We start from the raw sequence: 14057 nt of genomic DNA, 5'->3' as shown, positions 1-14057 counted from the left end.
ATGCAAACGCTCCACTGGCGCTTGTGCACATCAATACCAATGAATAACTTAGGAGAAACTTCGGTGTCCATGATATATTCTTTTTGGTTCTGTCCTTAAAACGAACCAGATTATATCATGGGAACTAAGAGTAAGCGGGGGGAAATACTAAATTTAAAGTGATTAATTTTATTAATATGAATTGGTGCTGGCGGTCAGTAAATCGAAACTTAATTCCCTTTGCACTGACTGTTGGCACTAATTAAATTAAGATGAATACGATTTTAAAAGAACTGAAAATTAAAGGATGGACTGAAGTTGAAGGTGTGACTTCAGACTCAGACCTTTTAAAGATTGCTGGTAACATTGGTCAAATAAGACCACATGCAAATAATGAAATAATTTTTTCTTTAAAGCCTAGCAATGGAGCTAATAAATTAAAGGAAACATTAAGTAACAAGTTTGGCTTTAATGATTTCCCATTGCATACTGATACTGCATTTTGGACTAAACCAGTCCGATTTATTCTTTTAAGTTCTTATAAGAGCAGTAAGAGTCCGACAATAATTTCTTCATTTGATAGCATTTTTAGGCATTTAAGTTTAAATGATTTTAAATCTGCTGAAAGAGCAATTTTTAAAGTTCGAACGCTTCATATTCAATTTTATACCTCTCTAATTTTTAAAGAAAATGGAATTACTGGGTTTAAATATGATCCGAATTGCATGGAGCCAGCTAATTATCATGGAAAACGAATTGTTGAAATTTTTAATGATATTAGCGCAGAAACCATAAAGGTGAATTGGTGTGGAAATAAAGCTGTATTAATTGACAATTGGAAGATGTTACATGGAAGAAATTCAGTGGATCCTAGTGAAAATCGTGAATTAAAAAGAATATACATAGACTAAAAAAAAACATTTATGAGCTGGGAAAGAGAACCACTATTCACTAAAGCCAAACTATTTTTTGAAAAGGCATTCAATGAAGATAAAGAGGAGCCATATTTTGGCTTGTGGTGTGCAATGGGGCTTGAACTATTAGCAAGATCTGCGATATCCAAAGTTAGTCCCACATTGCTTGCAGAACCTGATCGAGACCATCAGAACTTGCTTCATGCGTTAAATTTAGGCTCATCCAAGAGTCAGCGAAAATCAATTGTTACAATACATGTTATTTCATTATGCCAAACATTAATCACCCAATTTACGGATGCTGAATATAAAATAGCATCTGCAATTATCAATAGAAGGAACGAAGAACTACATTCAGGTGGAGCTGCATTCGAGGAATACCCGACACAGCAATGGATTTCTGGTTTTTATAAATGCTGTAAAATACTTTGTGAATTTCAGGAGGAATCTCTTAACTCCCTATTTGGAGATGCAATTCAAAAAGAAGCAGATATAATTTTGGCAGAGGTAGCAGAAGAAGTAATTGGGAAGACAAAATCATTAGTTGCCGCGCATAAAAAAGTCTTCGAAAATAAGGATCAAAAAGAACAAAAAAAGCTGCGAGAAGAAGTACAGAAATCTGGTGATCTTTTAGCATATAAAGGATTCCACAGAATGGAATGTCCTGCATGTGGGTGTGTTGGAACTATTACTGGTGAACCTTACGGTAAAGATAATATTGAGCATGGAGAAGGGGAAATAATAGTTAGGCAATCAATACTTCCCACAAAATTTAACTGTAAAGCTTGTGAGTTGAAACTGAGTGGTTACAATGTTCTTTCAGCGGCAGGGATAGGTAATCATTACACAAAAAGAACCACATACATGCCAGAAGAATATTATGAAATGATAAATCCCGATGACTTTGATTCCATCGCGCAACGATTTGACGAATTAAGTCTCCCATCTCCATATGAAGAATATGATAACGAATAACTTATGCCAATCAAGTAGATGACCTTCCCAACGAATAGGTTAGCTAGGTCTGCGTATATGGATCTCGTATAAGGCAGTTCTTAAATCATAAGCTACTGCCCTTTTCACAAAGCTTCTTTCTTCTACTTTTAAGATAAGGCAACACAACGGCTCTTTATCGAATTTTCATTGATGGTGAATTATTTAAAAGAAGCAAACGGAGAGGGTTAAGACCTTCTTAACTTAATGGAAGCAGGAGCGTAATATTCTTAATTTCCCTCTCCTGCTTTCATCCAATAAGTGACTACTTAAACTTAAAGTAGTGCGACCAAGGCTGTTACTAAGATAAATACCTTCCATAACTTCCGGGTGGCCCTTGTTAACGTTCTTACGAACCGTGAGGATATCTTCACTTCAACTTTGATTTTCATAGAATTTCAAGTTAAGATGTGGTTGATACCTCTCCGTTTGAAAGCCAAATGCCCCTGTCTTTCAAAAAGTTCAAAATGAGATGTTTTTATATATTAATGACTTTTACTCTCATTTACCTCTATTTGTTAGTTTCAAAATAAAACACCTTGGAGGGCTAGAATTTAGAGGTCGACATTTGAGAGAGATATATCAGGATAATAAATTTGTATGAGAAAGGTGGAGACCCATCGAATGCATCTAAAATTTTAAAACTGACTTTGCCTGACCCGATTACCAGTAATTTTAAAACGACACCTACAGAGATGATTACAGACAGACCATTCATATTTTATTCACTTCCAAAAAGCAGGACAACACAACAACTTATTGGTGGACGAAAAATTGAAAAAGCGTGGAACATCATTTGTAATTTCTTGATTAATTGCACAACTACTTCGCCTGACGAACCAACAAGATTTTCTTTGACTGCTTACACAGCTTGATATTCCGGAGCATGCTGACCCCTCCAGTCCGGAGAGTTTTTAAGTAGTGAAAGTGCCTTTACAGGCTGGATTCGACTGACATTCCTGCGAATGTTGACCCCCTAAGGTTGATATTCCGGTGCATATTGCCCCCTCTGATCAATAATTTTGATTTTTCAGCTGACATTTTCGACAACCGTTAACTATATTCCCACGGCTGAAAAATCTGATTCGATATTTCAGATAATGCGGACGATACCACTTCACAGATAGAAAAGGGAATCCAAACCCCTCGCCCGCATCACAAATCCAGAACAGGATCCAATGCTCCACTTTCTGTTTTTATCTGCAAAATGACACAGCAGAATGCAGAAAATTCTGCTGATCCACCGAAAAACACTGCGTTTTCTTCACTTTTTCTCCCATTTCCCCAAAAAATACCCTGTACAGGGTATGTGCTGGTATCATTTTTTTTCGTTTCTTGCTCATGCCTTTTAATTATTGAAATCGAAGATCCCAAGAGCAAAGCGATTCGGGAACAACCAACCTACTTCTTATCTCTGAATAACCTCTGGAGCAGAGCCGATCACCCTCTCTCTTCAGGAGAGGGCAGGGGGTGAGGTAGAACAGCCAACTTTTATCACACCCACCCGGGCTTAAATCCGGAACCCACTTTATTCTGAATCAGCTAGTAAAATGATAGCATAGCCGATCGCTCACGATAGCGCAGCGTATCGGGAGAGGGGTGAGGTAGAAAAGCCAAATGCAAATTGGTAAGTATATTTGGGTAGGACAAGGCGTCAATAAATCATTCTGAGAATGATTTTAGCCTTGGGCCAGCTTGTAGGAGGACTGAGCGCTTAGGACTAGTCCGGTGGACTAATCTAGCGAAGGGCCAGATTGTAGCGTCGGCAAACTTCACCCAGTGTCCAATTTAACTTCAGAACTGAGAAGAAACTACACCCAGATGGGGTATTATCTGAAATTGGTAACTTCTAATTAATCAGATTGATTATTTAAGTAAAAAATATGACTTGGATCAAAGATTTTATGGAGTTCTTAAAAGAAAGGTTAAGTAACCCTTTCTTAATAACATTTCTGTTTTTTTGGATTATTTGGAACTGGCAAGGATTGGTGTTTTTCATTTATTCTGAGGATGATATTATCTATAAAATTCAATACATCAATGCTCACTATGTGGATTTAAATAAAAACCTAATTTGGCCATTGGTTTTTGCAATAGGTTCAATTCTATTATCGAACATCTTTTATTTTGGTCTTGAGTATCTTACAAACAGTTTTGTATTAAAAAGAAAGCAAAGTCTGTTCAAAAGGTTAACAGAAGAGTTCCAGTCCAAAGAAGAATTGGCAAGAGCTGAAGCTAATTATAATATTGCCAAGTCTGAGGCAAGAACAATTGATGAACTAAATAACAGGATAGAAGAAAGTGAGCAGGAAATAGAAAGTTATAGGATATTAGTTGATGAAATTGAAAAACAAAGAAGTGAATTATCATCAAATTTAAATTCTGAGAAACAATCCCATTTAGAAACTAAAAATGTGCTAGCCCAGAAAAAAGAAATTGAATTAAAAATAAAAAGATTTATTAATGATTGGCTTGAAATTTTGATAGAAATTGATGAACAAGAGTATATTTATCATCAAAGACATTTCAATATTATTGACAATGATTTAGTTAAAAAAGTATTTAAGGAAAGTATGTACTCTGGTGAATTGAAGAAAATAATTGACGAGTATTTGGATAAATCTGATTTGTCAAATTTTGATTTTGATAAAAATAAATTTGCTCTAATGTTGCTTGAAAAATTTCTTACAACTAATAAATAAAAAAGTATCATTTAAATTGCCAAAAAGTATGTTTCCTAAAAAGCAAAGATACATAGCTTACCGCAGGCGATTTTAGCGAAAACCTTTCGTGGGGAGTTGGTCGCACAGGAAGTAATGGAGTAAGTGAGAGAGGCTTGGAAGATGATGATGGTGGCGCATTAGATGTAAGTTTATGAGAATAAATGAAATACTATTGTAGTCTAATGATTTTATGACATTTAGTGTCAATTCTAAAGGCATATCTATAACTAGGCAAAGTGCCCTGGAAAATTTCTCTTAATTTAGTGTCATTCAATTCAATAATTCAAACTAAGAAAATGGAAAATTCTTATGTTATAGCAATGCCCTACGAGTTCTTTATTAGGAGAGCATTTAATTGTGGTTATAACGAGCATCAATCAAAAAATGCATATTTCAAAAACCTCATCGATACTGAAAGAGGTGCTGATTTGAGGTCAACTGTTGGTAGTTATGATAAACAACTAAAAGAAATTAAGAAGAATATCGAAAAAGCTATTCTGAAGTTCCTTAAATCTAAGCCAACAATTGAGGAAAAAGCAGGTCTTGAAAAAATGCTGACCCAATTACCATTTTTATACTCTACAAATGAAATCTTATCTCTTTTAGAATTTGGATTAGAAATAACCAATAGATATAAATGAAGTCAATAGGTGTTTATCATCCCGATAATATTGAAAATTTCAAAATTATCCTTATTAAGTTAACGGCTGTAATAGATAGTTTTGCAAAAGATATGCTGAATGGAAAACCAAAGTTAACTAAACCTCAAGGAGTAGCAAATAAACTTCTTAATAGGACCAGAACAAACCTCGAAGGGATAATTTTTCTTTTAGATCCGTTCAAAGAGCAGCCTTTTATTTTTCATTCTATTTCGCATATCTATAGAGCACTGACCGTGGACTTTTTAAATTATTGTTATTTGATGTGTTTCTACGATGAGAGCGAGCCTAATTTTAATTCATTTAGAAATGAATATGATTTCTTTAACCGAGACTATTTAAAGACATTAATAGATTGGAATGAAATTGAAAAGAAGATTCCAGAAAGCTGCCCAGCATATTCGAATATAAATTCACAAACTCAGCCTAGAGACGAAAATCTCGTTACTCTAAAATCCTATTTTAACGGATTATTTCAAAACAATGACATAAATAAAAAAATTAAAACTGCCGAGGAAATTAGAGAAAGTTCTAAGGATCTCTATTTCCCTGATAAAAAGGATAAAATTGAACCAAAAACAAGTATGCTTAGTGAAAGCTATAAGTTTAGAAGAATTTTGAAATCTGATTTTGCTCAATACTCAGATATTTTTCTTTTTTACAAATATTTTAGCCAGCAGTATCATTTTTCTGCGCATTCCAATTTACACGCAGGGTCGAATAGCAAAGATGAAAATTATCATTATTTAGTCTGGACTACGGTTCGACTGATGGATATTATTGCGTTACAATTTGAGTTATTGAGCCAAGACGGCGAATCGTCCAGGCCAATAAAAGTTCTTCAACTACAAATAGATAATTGCTTAAAACCTTTGAGTGATCTATAAGTTTGTTTTTAATGCCAGAAGGTATATTAATAAGGCGATTTCTGAGAATCTGTGTATTTCTTTATAGCCTTCCAAAAAACTTCCTCCATCATCCAATCCCAAATCTCTATTTCTTGTGCTCAGCTCTTTAAGCTCCCTCTCTAATAGACCTATAGAAACAAAACTATTTATTGTTCTTTTGGGTAGTGTCTGATTTTCTCCGGCATTATCCCAATATCGAAGTGGGATGGTCTGATACATGTAATTCCTATACCAATGACTCTCTCTACTCGAATACCGTTCATTTACTCTTTCGGATAGTCCATCTTTGAAGATTTTCTGGAGTAGAATGATATCTCCGGGCATTGAGTTATTTATCGCAAACACTGAAAGATCAAATTGCTCCAATGTGATTTTATTTTTTGCCAAACCGATTGCCATTTTGCCAATCCAGATTGCTCTGTCCTTTTCGTATATAGATTCCAAATAGAATAGAAGTTTTTCAGTAAATTCTTTGTATTCTTCATTTGATTGGAGTCGATATGCAAATTCCATTTTTTCCTCCATGTTTAAAGAGTCAAAATTTTCAAAAAAGTGAGCGATCATCTTCAATCTCCGGTACTCCCGAAATTCAATAATATCATTTGAAATGGAGGACACAAAATCAAATATTGGGACAGAAGTGATAACATCTATGCTTTTTCCTAATATTGAAAATCCGGCGGCGATGATTTTCTTGGAGTCAGAAGATAACTCTATTGATTTTAGACTTTTCGATAAAATGTCATTTTTCATTTTTGCTGATTAGTTGTAAGCAACTTGATACAAATACTTTATAGAATCTTCTACTCTAGTTTTTAATTTCAGAAGTTGATCATAGGAATATTTTCCAGCTGAACCATGTGTGCCATTATTGAAATCTCTAAAAAGGTTGAGAACATCTGCTATGTTTGAATCTGTGAAATCGACCATTTCTTCTCTATGCTTTAGAGTGAGGAGGTATTCGATTTTTGATCTTCTAGTTGGCTCTCCTCTGTCAGTTAATTGTACTAGGCTATATCCATTTTTCACTAATTCATCAGGAGCCTTCAAATCAATCATCTGTAAAATCACTTCTCTTGAACTGGTACAAAAATGACGTGCTGCATCTGGGTTATTGGGGTTCAAGGAGAAAATGGCGCCTTTCCATCTATTATCCAAGTCAACTGATATCAATTTCAGTTCAGATCCGATTGATGTTGTTATTACTGGTCCGAAGTAGTCTGTGTTCGATGAGTTTGACTGAAGGGAATTGGAAAGTTCAGCACTGTTGGCAGCCTCCTTTTCTGCTAAATCTACCCATTCTCCATAACTGTCGTTTAAATAGCCAGACTCATAGCGATTATCCAGTTGCTGATAACTTTGATAAAGTCTATATGAAGATGTGGTGGTGACTGAATACCGGGTAGATGCTTGAGAATTTAATCTAGCTATGGCAGAGGTGAGTCTTTGCCGATTGGCTTTTACTCTGGCATTATGTTGCCTGACTGCTTGATTATATTGACTTATTGCAGTGTTAGCTTTTCGAACTTGTTGCTTGTACTTATTGATCGCATTCCTCTGCTGACTTTGCAACTGGTTTAACTTGCTTCTAAGTTGAGAGGCATTGAATTTCTTGGCCATTTTATTTTGAGTTAGTGGTTAACTAGAGAATAAAAGAAGGGGCTATTACCCCTTCGGTGGAAATGGATCGTTTCCAAAAGAATCCCGTTCGCGTATCTGACCATTTCTTCCGTGGATCAATAGCTCAGATTGTTGATTCTGTGCGATTTGGCGAGCAATCTGGATTGACTCTCTTTGGGTATCGGTAACTCTTGTTACTCGTTCATTTCCTGCACCTCTGACTGCCCAGCCATCTGCGTGCCTTACTACATGTTGATTTTTACCTTTTGACATGATTATGTTTGTTGTGGTTTAATTGACAAACTATCAAATTTTAGTCCAATTCGTCAATTAGGTGAGATTGTGTAAAGATATTTACATAAAATATTAATAATCAGAGATTATGCTGTCATTGTGTCTGAACTTTGATGTTTACCTGTCAGTGACCGTTTGTCATATTTAGTTGTCATCTGTATAATTTTGTATTGTTTTGTAAACTACTGCTGTATCTTTGCGTTTACTTTTACAAACCCTCATTTACACTGGTATGAACTATTTTGCGGAACGCCTTAAGTCAGCACGCTTGATGAATGGACTTTCATTGCAAGGCTTGGCTGACAAAATTGATAACCGTGTCACCAAACAATCCCTTAGCAAATACGAGCAAGGACAGGTGGTGCCTGATAGTACTATGATCGGTATCTTATCGGATGCATTGCAGGTAAGACCCGATTACTTCTATACTTCTACTGCTGTTGAGTTTGGAGAGATAGAGTTCCGTAAGCTTCAGGACTACCCGGCCAAAGAGCGGGTTCGGATAGTGGAGATTGCCAAAGATGAGTTACGGAGATACTTGGAACTGGAAGAAATCCTGGGAATAGAAACTGCCTTTCATAATCCCCTCGCAGAGATGACTATTAGTTCTCAAGAAGATATTGAGCATGCGGCAGAAAAGCTAAGAGATGAATGGAAGCTCGGTAGGGGAGCTATAGCCAATGTGATAGAGCTGTTGGAAGATCACCATATTAAGGTGCTGGAACTGGAATCCTCAGAAGAATTTGATGGGTTCTGTACTTGGGTAAATGATAACCGCATTCCGCTGATCGTATTGAACAAAGCAAAATTCAAAGAAAAGTTGGATAGAAAGCGCTTTACTGCCTTTCATGAACTGGCGCATTTGCTTTTGAATGTCAATCATCTGCCGGAAAAGCAAAAGGAAAAGTTTTGTCATGCTTTTGCCACCGCCATGCTGATCTCAAGGGAAACCTTGCAGAAAGAACTTGGCGGAAAAAGAAGCAAATTGTCCATCCAGGAATTAACCGCGATAAAGCAGCAATACGGAATCTCTATGCAGGCTTTAGTGTACCGTGCAAAAGATCTCGGACTGATCTCCGATAATTACTTGAGGCAGTTTTATGTGACCTTTACCCAGTTGGGCTATAGAGTCAATGAGCCGGTGGAATACGAAGGGGCAGAGCATTCCAACCGTTTTTCACAACTCTTGTTTAGAGCACTTGCCGAGAACTTCATTTCAGTAAGTAAAGCGGCATCCTTAAAAAATCAGAAGCTGGCCCAGTTCAGGAAAGAGAATCTTGTTTTCTAATGAAAGTTGCTGTCACGGATGCCTGTATTTTTATAGATCTGATTGAATTGGATCTGGTAGCGTCATTTTTTAAACTTGATATACAGCTACATACTACGGTGGATGTGGTGAATGAGCTGTTTCCAGAGCAAAAACAACTTTTAAAGGCATACGAATCTGGTAAACTTCTAACCATCCATAATCTGGGAGAAAAGGATTTAATGGAGATTAGTAAAATCCCTTTTCCCAAAGGACTCTCTCAACAAGATAAGAGCGTCATCTATCTGGCCTTATTTCTAGATAAAGCCATGGTCATTAGCAGTGATAAATTGGTAAGAAATTTTGCTGCCAATCAAGCACTGGAATGTCATGGCTTGGTTTGGATTTTTGATGAGCTGGTCAGGCAGGAAGTCATTTCAAAGGAAGTGGCCGCAAGTATGCTTAGAAACCTTCTTTCCCTCAACCAAATGTACAATGGAGTGTTGATCAAAAAGGAAGTGGATAAAAGAATCCGAAAATGGACTGAAGAGTAGGATTTGATTTCCAGTAGCAGGAGGGGCAGTGACCGACTCAAAACCACCGCAATTCCCCTCAATTTCCTCCCATTTCCTCAAAAAATACCCTGTATAGGGTATGTGCTGGTATCATTTTTTTCCGTTTCTTGCAGAAGACCTTTAGTTTTTGAGAACAACCAACCAAGGTTACTTTATCCTTCATCTCATCGGGAGTAGAGCCGATCGCCCTCTCTTCAAGGAGAGGGAGGGGTGAGGTAGAACACCCATCCGGGCTTAAATCCGGAAACCCACTTTATTCTGAATCAGCTAATAAAATGATAGCAGAGCCGATCGCTCCCGATAGCGCAGCGTATCGGGAGAGGGGTGAGGTAGGAAAGACAATTGCAAATTGGTAAGAATATTAGGGTGAAGTTACAAGTTTCACCCGGTCTAGACGAGCATTTGACTACCCCTAGAGGGGGAGATTAATGACTAAAGTGTGCCTTTTAAATAGATTTGATGCTTGTGAATTAAAAATTTAATATGATAGAAGATTGTTCAATTATCACTTATGACATTATGGAAAACATTGATAAATTAATTACAATAGTTGAAAAGTTAGAAAATGATTTTTCTGTTCTTGATAAGAATAACGCGACTTCAGTTGATTTGATGAAAGACAGAGCATTTATGTTATTACCTTTAATATTGGTAAGTAAAAATGAACCTAAGAATGTATCTTCAAGATTAATTTATGAAGATTTGGAGGATAGAGTGGCAAAAATTATTTCTCAATTTTAATTCAACTTAGAAATCCACCTGCTTTGCAGGTGGTCATGTGCAAGCCTTTTAATTATTGAAAACAACCAACCCACTTCTTATCCTTAATCTCCATCTGGAGCAGAGCCGATCACCCTCTCTTTAAGGAGAGGGAGGGGTGAGGTAAATAAGCCAATTGCAAATTGGTAAGGATAGTAGGGTGGAATTACAAATTCAACCCAGTGCCACGAGCAATGTGACTATGCCGAGGGGGGCACACACACGTGAATATAACTAATGCGGAGTAATTGGATAAAATTTAAGATATTGCAAGCAATAAACTACGCATCCGACAGACAAGAACGGAGATTCTAAATCCGCACTAGTCATAGCCCTGTAAGTTACCAACAATATTTATGGACCCACATACAATTAATGAATACTTGGAAAAGATGATGCCACCTACAATAGCATTATTGATTACTGCTTTAATTAGTGTGATAATAGGCTTATATCTTGAGAAGTTTAGAGCAAGACTTGTCTTTTTAAAGTACAAACTCCTTTTCAATTCATTAGGAACAACTATTCAAAATGAGTTTTGGGGAAACATAGAAGTTAGTTACAGGGGAAGACAGACAAATCATTTGAGCTTTGTAACCGTAGAGATGACTAATGACAGCAATGTTGACTTAGAAAATGTAAACATCGATGTATGGGTAGATGCAGATAGCCAAATGCTAGGCCATGATGGTTATTATAATGAAAGTGGAAACATTATACTTCTTGAACAAGGATACTATAATTATTACACACAAATAATTCAAAGAAATCAAGAAGATATGGATTCTCGAAATGCTGATCCAGCTCATGTGACTCCACTTCAACTCACTAATGAAATCAATTGGATATTAACAAATAAAAAATTCCATTTACCAATTTTCAATAGACATACTTCAATTCGTATAAATCTACTTACTGAAAATTTCAAAGGGCAAACACCTCAAATAAAAGTTAGTGTTCTGCACAAATCAGTTAAGCTTATCACACAAAGAGACAAGGCTGAAGAAGATAAGAGACTTGGGATAAATATGATTGTTTGGGGATTAATTGTATTTATCGTAGCTAGTTTTGCTATTCAAAGATTCTACATTGATGCTACTATCCCAATAATAATAATTGGTATTATCGGAGTTTTGCAGTTGTTTATTGGACTACTTATCTATCGCTTGATAAGATTTATTAAGCAAATGCTATCCTAATACTGCAATCGAGTAGACGGCCTCGCTAACCTTTAAGTTAGCGAGGTGCGCCTCTAACACCACAGTACGTACGAGTCTTACCGATGAATCGGGACAGGCAGTGTACGGCGGCTAACTGAATCCCAGAATTTGATTTAGAATATTCGTCAGGCATACTTTGATAGCCTTTTCTTTTCAGCCTTGAGAGTGTCATTGTTGTTCCAGGTATGGGACTTTGATCCGAAGCGGAAAACTATCCTCCATTTCTGATCCTACTCCATGCAATCACCCGCATCACAGATCTGGAACCGAATCCCATAACTCACTTTCTGTTTTTATCTGCAAAAAGGCACAGAGCGATGCAGATAATTCTGCTGACCAACCGAAAAACACAGCATTTCTTTCACTTTCCCTCCCATTTCACCAAAAAATACCCTGTACAGGAGGACCGAGCGCAAAGAAAATGTCCTGTGGACATTTTTAGCGAAGGGGCCGGGCTGCGGGCTGGGATGGTATCATTTTTTTTCCTTTCTTGCTCATGCCTTTTAATTATTGAGAACAACCAACCTACTTCTTACCCTTCATGCCCATCTGGAGCAGGATCAAGCTCCTCCTCCTAAAGGGGGAGGTTGGGAGGGGGTAGAACAACCAACTTTTACCACCCATCCGGACTTAAATCCAGAAACCCACTTAATTCTGAAGCAGATAGTAAAATGATAGCAGAGCCGATCGCCCTCTCCTAAAGGAGAGGGCGGGGGGAGAGGTAGTTCCAGATGCCCAAGGAAATCTGCTACCGGAAATAGTTATTACTGGCAGCATGGGAATTAAGCAGGACCACGTAGAAAAAAGGCCAAAAGGCAGTAAACCGTAAAAAACGATAGTAAATATTTGTAAGCGACTAATGTCGGATAACCCTCAAAATAAAAGAATAGAGACAGGTTTAATGAAATATTGTCTTTAAGGATATAGAGGAAATAACCGCAATTGCGGTTATAACACGTTGGCATTAATTTAAAATGACAGATAACACACCAAAAACAATTTACTCATTAGACAATAGAATCCTATTTTATAAATTGGAACATTTTATTAGTGATATAGTCAATGGTAAGTGTTGTTTTATTTGTGGAGCCTTACCAGATTCAAAGGAATTTAATGATGAGCATATAATACCAGATTGGATTTTAAGAAAGTTCAATTTACACAGCCAAAAAATTACACTTCCGAATCTTTCTAAGATTCAATACTCTAAATATAAAGTACCTTGTTGTAAAGAATGTAATTCTGAATTAGGTAAACATTTTGAAGAACCGATTAGCGAATTATTATCTAAATCATATGATGAAATTTCGTCTGAACTAAATGCATCAGTTGAAAAACGAGATTTATTATTTAGATGGTTATGCCTTATTTATTTTAAAACACATTTAAAAGACAAATCTTTGCGTGATAACTTAGATAAACGAGCAGATGATAAAAAAATTGGAGATATTCATTGGTGGGAAGATTTTCATCATATTCATTGTATAGTTAGAAGTCATCATACTGGTGCTCAATTACATCCAGAAGTTTATGGCTCAATTTATGTCAACCAAATAATTTCAGAAACTGAGAATGTAAAATTCGATTATATTGATAACCCTTGGAGCAAGGGAGTTCTTCTTCAATTAGGTGATTTTTGTGTTGCAAGTATTTTAGATGATTCTTCAGCATCGATTGCAATGTATCACGACCAAATATCTTCTATCAAAGGAAACTTAACTGCATATCAATTTTATGAGGTTTTTTCTCACTTAAATTTCATTAGATTACACTTAAAAGAAAGACCAGAATTCCAATCATCAATAAATAGTAAAACAGGTTATAATATAGTTGCAAAGCGACCTGAAAAAATAGAATTAATAGATGAAAAAGAATGGATAGGTACTTATGGTGATTTTTTAAGACTCTATGTAGAACGTACTCTAGGAGAAGTTGAAAATAGAGATGAAATATTAAAGGGAATAGAAGAAGGAAAACGAAGTTTTTTATGGGACGAAAAAGGAAACTTTAACAATATGTCAGAAGAAAAAAACTAATGCCAACAACTAGGTTTCCGTTGCGTGCGAAGCACGAACGATGAAACCGATGTTGCACGGAACCGGTGAGGTTCTTATGGGGATTGAGTTAGGTTTTCAGGAGTTTTATAAAGGAGCTATTACCCCAAAAA

14 protein-coding genes are annotated in these 14057 nt (G+C 36.3%); 11 read left to right on the top strand and 3 right to left on the bottom strand.

What is annotated here, in order from left to right:
• Positions 1 to 251 precede the first annotated feature (251 nt).
• The 5 genes from LZF95_RS26000 to LZF95_RS25980 all read left to right on the top strand — a co-directional run bounded on the left by LZF95_RS26000 (position 252) and on the right by LZF95_RS25980 (position 6155).
• Entirely contained in the window at positions 252 to 890 is a 639-nt protein-coding gene (locus LZF95_RS26000; protein WP_233758414.1) for a TauD/TfdA family dioxygenase, read from the top strand.
• 12 nt (positions 891 to 902) lie between these two features.
• Positions 903 to 1868, top strand: a complete 966-nt coding sequence (locus tag LZF95_RS25995) for a hypothetical protein (RefSeq protein ID WP_233758413.1) — start codon at positions 903 to 905, stop codon at positions 1866 to 1868.
• A 1901-nt stretch (positions 1869 to 3769) separates the two neighbouring features.
• Complete coding sequence (locus LZF95_RS25990) at positions 3770 to 4588, top strand: hypothetical protein (protein ID WP_233758412.1); 819 nt, start codon at positions 3770 to 3772, stop codon at positions 4586 to 4588.
• A gap of 317 nt (positions 4589 to 4905) precedes the next feature.
• Positions 4906 to 5250: a hypothetical protein gene (locus LZF95_RS25985; RefSeq protein ID WP_233758411.1), complete on the top strand. Its 345-nt coding sequence runs from the start codon at positions 4906 to 4908 to the stop codon at positions 5248 to 5250.
• Positions 5247 to 6155, top strand: a complete 909-nt coding sequence (locus LZF95_RS25980) for a hypothetical protein (RefSeq protein WP_233758410.1) — start codon at positions 5247 to 5249, stop codon at positions 6153 to 6155. The genes LZF95_RS25985 and LZF95_RS25980 overlap by 4 nt, the downstream gene beginning before the upstream one ends.
• On the opposite strand, the gene LZF95_RS25975 is transcribed toward LZF95_RS25980, so the two are convergent.
• From LZF95_RS25975 to LZF95_RS25965, 3 genes are read right to left on the bottom strand one after another with little or no spacing between them, the layout of a single operon-like run.
• The gene (locus LZF95_RS25975; protein ID WP_233758409.1) at positions 6150 to 6929 is read right to left on the bottom strand and encodes a hypothetical protein; all 780 of its coding nucleotides are present in this window, start codon (positions 6927 to 6929) and stop codon (positions 6150 to 6152) included. The genes LZF95_RS25980 and LZF95_RS25975 overlap by 6 nt on opposite strands.
• Positions 6930 to 6938: 9 nt before the next feature.
• The gene (locus tag LZF95_RS25970) at positions 6939 to 7796 is read right to left on the bottom strand and encodes a hypothetical protein (protein ID WP_233758408.1); all 858 of its coding nucleotides are present in this window, start codon (positions 7794 to 7796) and stop codon (positions 6939 to 6941) included.
• Between the two features lie 45 nt (positions 7797 to 7841).
• A complete protein-coding gene (locus LZF95_RS25965) occupies positions 7842 to 8069 on the bottom strand; it encodes a DUF2188 domain-containing protein (protein WP_233758407.1) in 228 nt (75 codons plus the stop codon).
• Between the two features lie 253 nt (positions 8070 to 8322).
• Between LZF95_RS25965 and LZF95_RS25960 the strand changes: the two genes are divergently transcribed.
• From LZF95_RS25960 to LZF95_RS25935, 6 genes are all read left to right on the top strand, one after another.
• Complete coding sequence (locus tag LZF95_RS25960; protein WP_233758406.1) at positions 8323 to 9378, top strand: helix-turn-helix domain-containing protein; 1056 nt, start codon at positions 8323 to 8325, stop codon at positions 9376 to 9378.
• Positions 9378 to 9890: a hypothetical protein gene (locus tag LZF95_RS25955; RefSeq protein WP_233758405.1), complete on the top strand. Its 513-nt coding sequence runs from the start codon at positions 9378 to 9380 to the stop codon at positions 9888 to 9890. Before LZF95_RS25960 ends, LZF95_RS25955 begins: the two co-directional genes overlap by 1 nt.
• 540 nt (positions 9891 to 10430) lie before the next feature.
• Complete coding sequence (locus LZF95_RS25950) at positions 10431 to 10652, top strand: hypothetical protein (protein ID WP_233758404.1); 222 nt, start codon at positions 10431 to 10433, stop codon at positions 10650 to 10652.
• Between the two features lie 374 nt (positions 10653 to 11026).
• Complete coding sequence (locus tag LZF95_RS25945) at positions 11027 to 11869, top strand: hypothetical protein (protein ID WP_233758403.1); 843 nt, start codon at positions 11027 to 11029, stop codon at positions 11867 to 11869.
• Positions 11870 to 12400: 531 nt separating this feature from the next.
• The gene (locus tag LZF95_RS25940; RefSeq protein ID WP_233758401.1) at positions 12401 to 12565 is read left to right on the top strand and encodes a hypothetical protein; all 165 of its coding nucleotides are present in this window, start codon (positions 12401 to 12403) and stop codon (positions 12563 to 12565) included.
• 299 nt (positions 12566 to 12864) lie between these two features.
• Positions 12865 to 13926: an HNH endonuclease gene (locus LZF95_RS25935; protein WP_233758399.1), complete on the top strand. Its 1062-nt coding sequence runs from the start codon at positions 12865 to 12867 to the stop codon at positions 13924 to 13926.
• The last annotated feature ends 131 nt before the right edge of the window (positions 13927 to 14057 follow it).

This window comes from Algoriphagus sp. AGSA1 (genome assembly GCF_021390545.1).
In the GTDB taxonomy this organism is placed as follows: Bacteria; Bacteroidota; Bacteroidia; order Cytophagales; family Cyclobacteriaceae; genus Algoriphagus.
Note: the sequence above shows the minus strand (reverse complement) of the source record. Positions and strands in the feature narration are given on the sequence as shown.

Excerpts from the sequence above, each read along its gene's own strand:
- LZF95_RS26000 (WP_233758414.1), top strand. The coding sequence starts at position 252 with ATGAATACGATTTTAAAAGAACTGAAAATTAAAGGATGGACTGAAGTT.
- LZF95_RS25960 (WP_233758406.1), top strand. The coding sequence starts at position 8,323 with ATGAACTATTTTGCGGAACGCCTTAAGTCAGCACGCTTGATGAATGGA.
- LZF95_RS25990 (WP_233758412.1), top strand. The coding sequence starts at position 3,770 with ATGACTTGGATCAAAGATTTTATGGAGTTCTTAAAAGAAAGGTTAAGT.
- LZF95_RS25970 (WP_233758408.1), bottom strand. The coding sequence starts at position 7,796 with ATGGCCAAGAAATTCAATGCCTCTCAACTTAGAAGCAAGTTAAACCAG.
- LZF95_RS25965 (WP_233758407.1), bottom strand. The coding sequence starts at position 8,069 with ATGTCAAAAGGTAAAAATCAACATGTAGTAAGGCACGCAGATGGCTGG.
- LZF95_RS25935 (WP_233758399.1), top strand. The coding sequence starts at position 12,865 with ATGACAGATAACACACCAAAAACAATTTACTCATTAGACAATAGAATC.
- LZF95_RS25950 (WP_233758404.1), top strand. The coding sequence starts at position 10,431 with ATGGAAAACATTGATAAATTAATTACAATAGTTGAAAAGTTAGAAAAT.
- LZF95_RS25945 (WP_233758403.1), top strand. The coding sequence starts at position 11,027 with ATGGACCCACATACAATTAATGAATACTTGGAAAAGATGATGCCACCT.
- LZF95_RS25985 (WP_233758411.1), top strand. The coding sequence starts at position 4,906 with ATGGAAAATTCTTATGTTATAGCAATGCCCTACGAGTTCTTTATTAGG.
- LZF95_RS25975 (WP_233758409.1), bottom strand. The coding sequence starts at position 6,929 with ATGAAAAATGACATTTTATCGAAAAGTCTAAAATCAATAGAGTTATCT.
- LZF95_RS25980 (WP_233758410.1), top strand. The coding sequence starts at position 5,247 with ATGAAGTCAATAGGTGTTTATCATCCCGATAATATTGAAAATTTCAAA.
- LZF95_RS25995 (WP_233758413.1), top strand. The coding sequence starts at position 903 with ATGAGCTGGGAAAGAGAACCACTATTCACTAAAGCCAAACTATTTTTT.
- LZF95_RS25955 (WP_233758405.1), top strand. The coding sequence starts at position 9,378 with ATGAAAGTTGCTGTCACGGATGCCTGTATTTTTATAGATCTGATTGAA.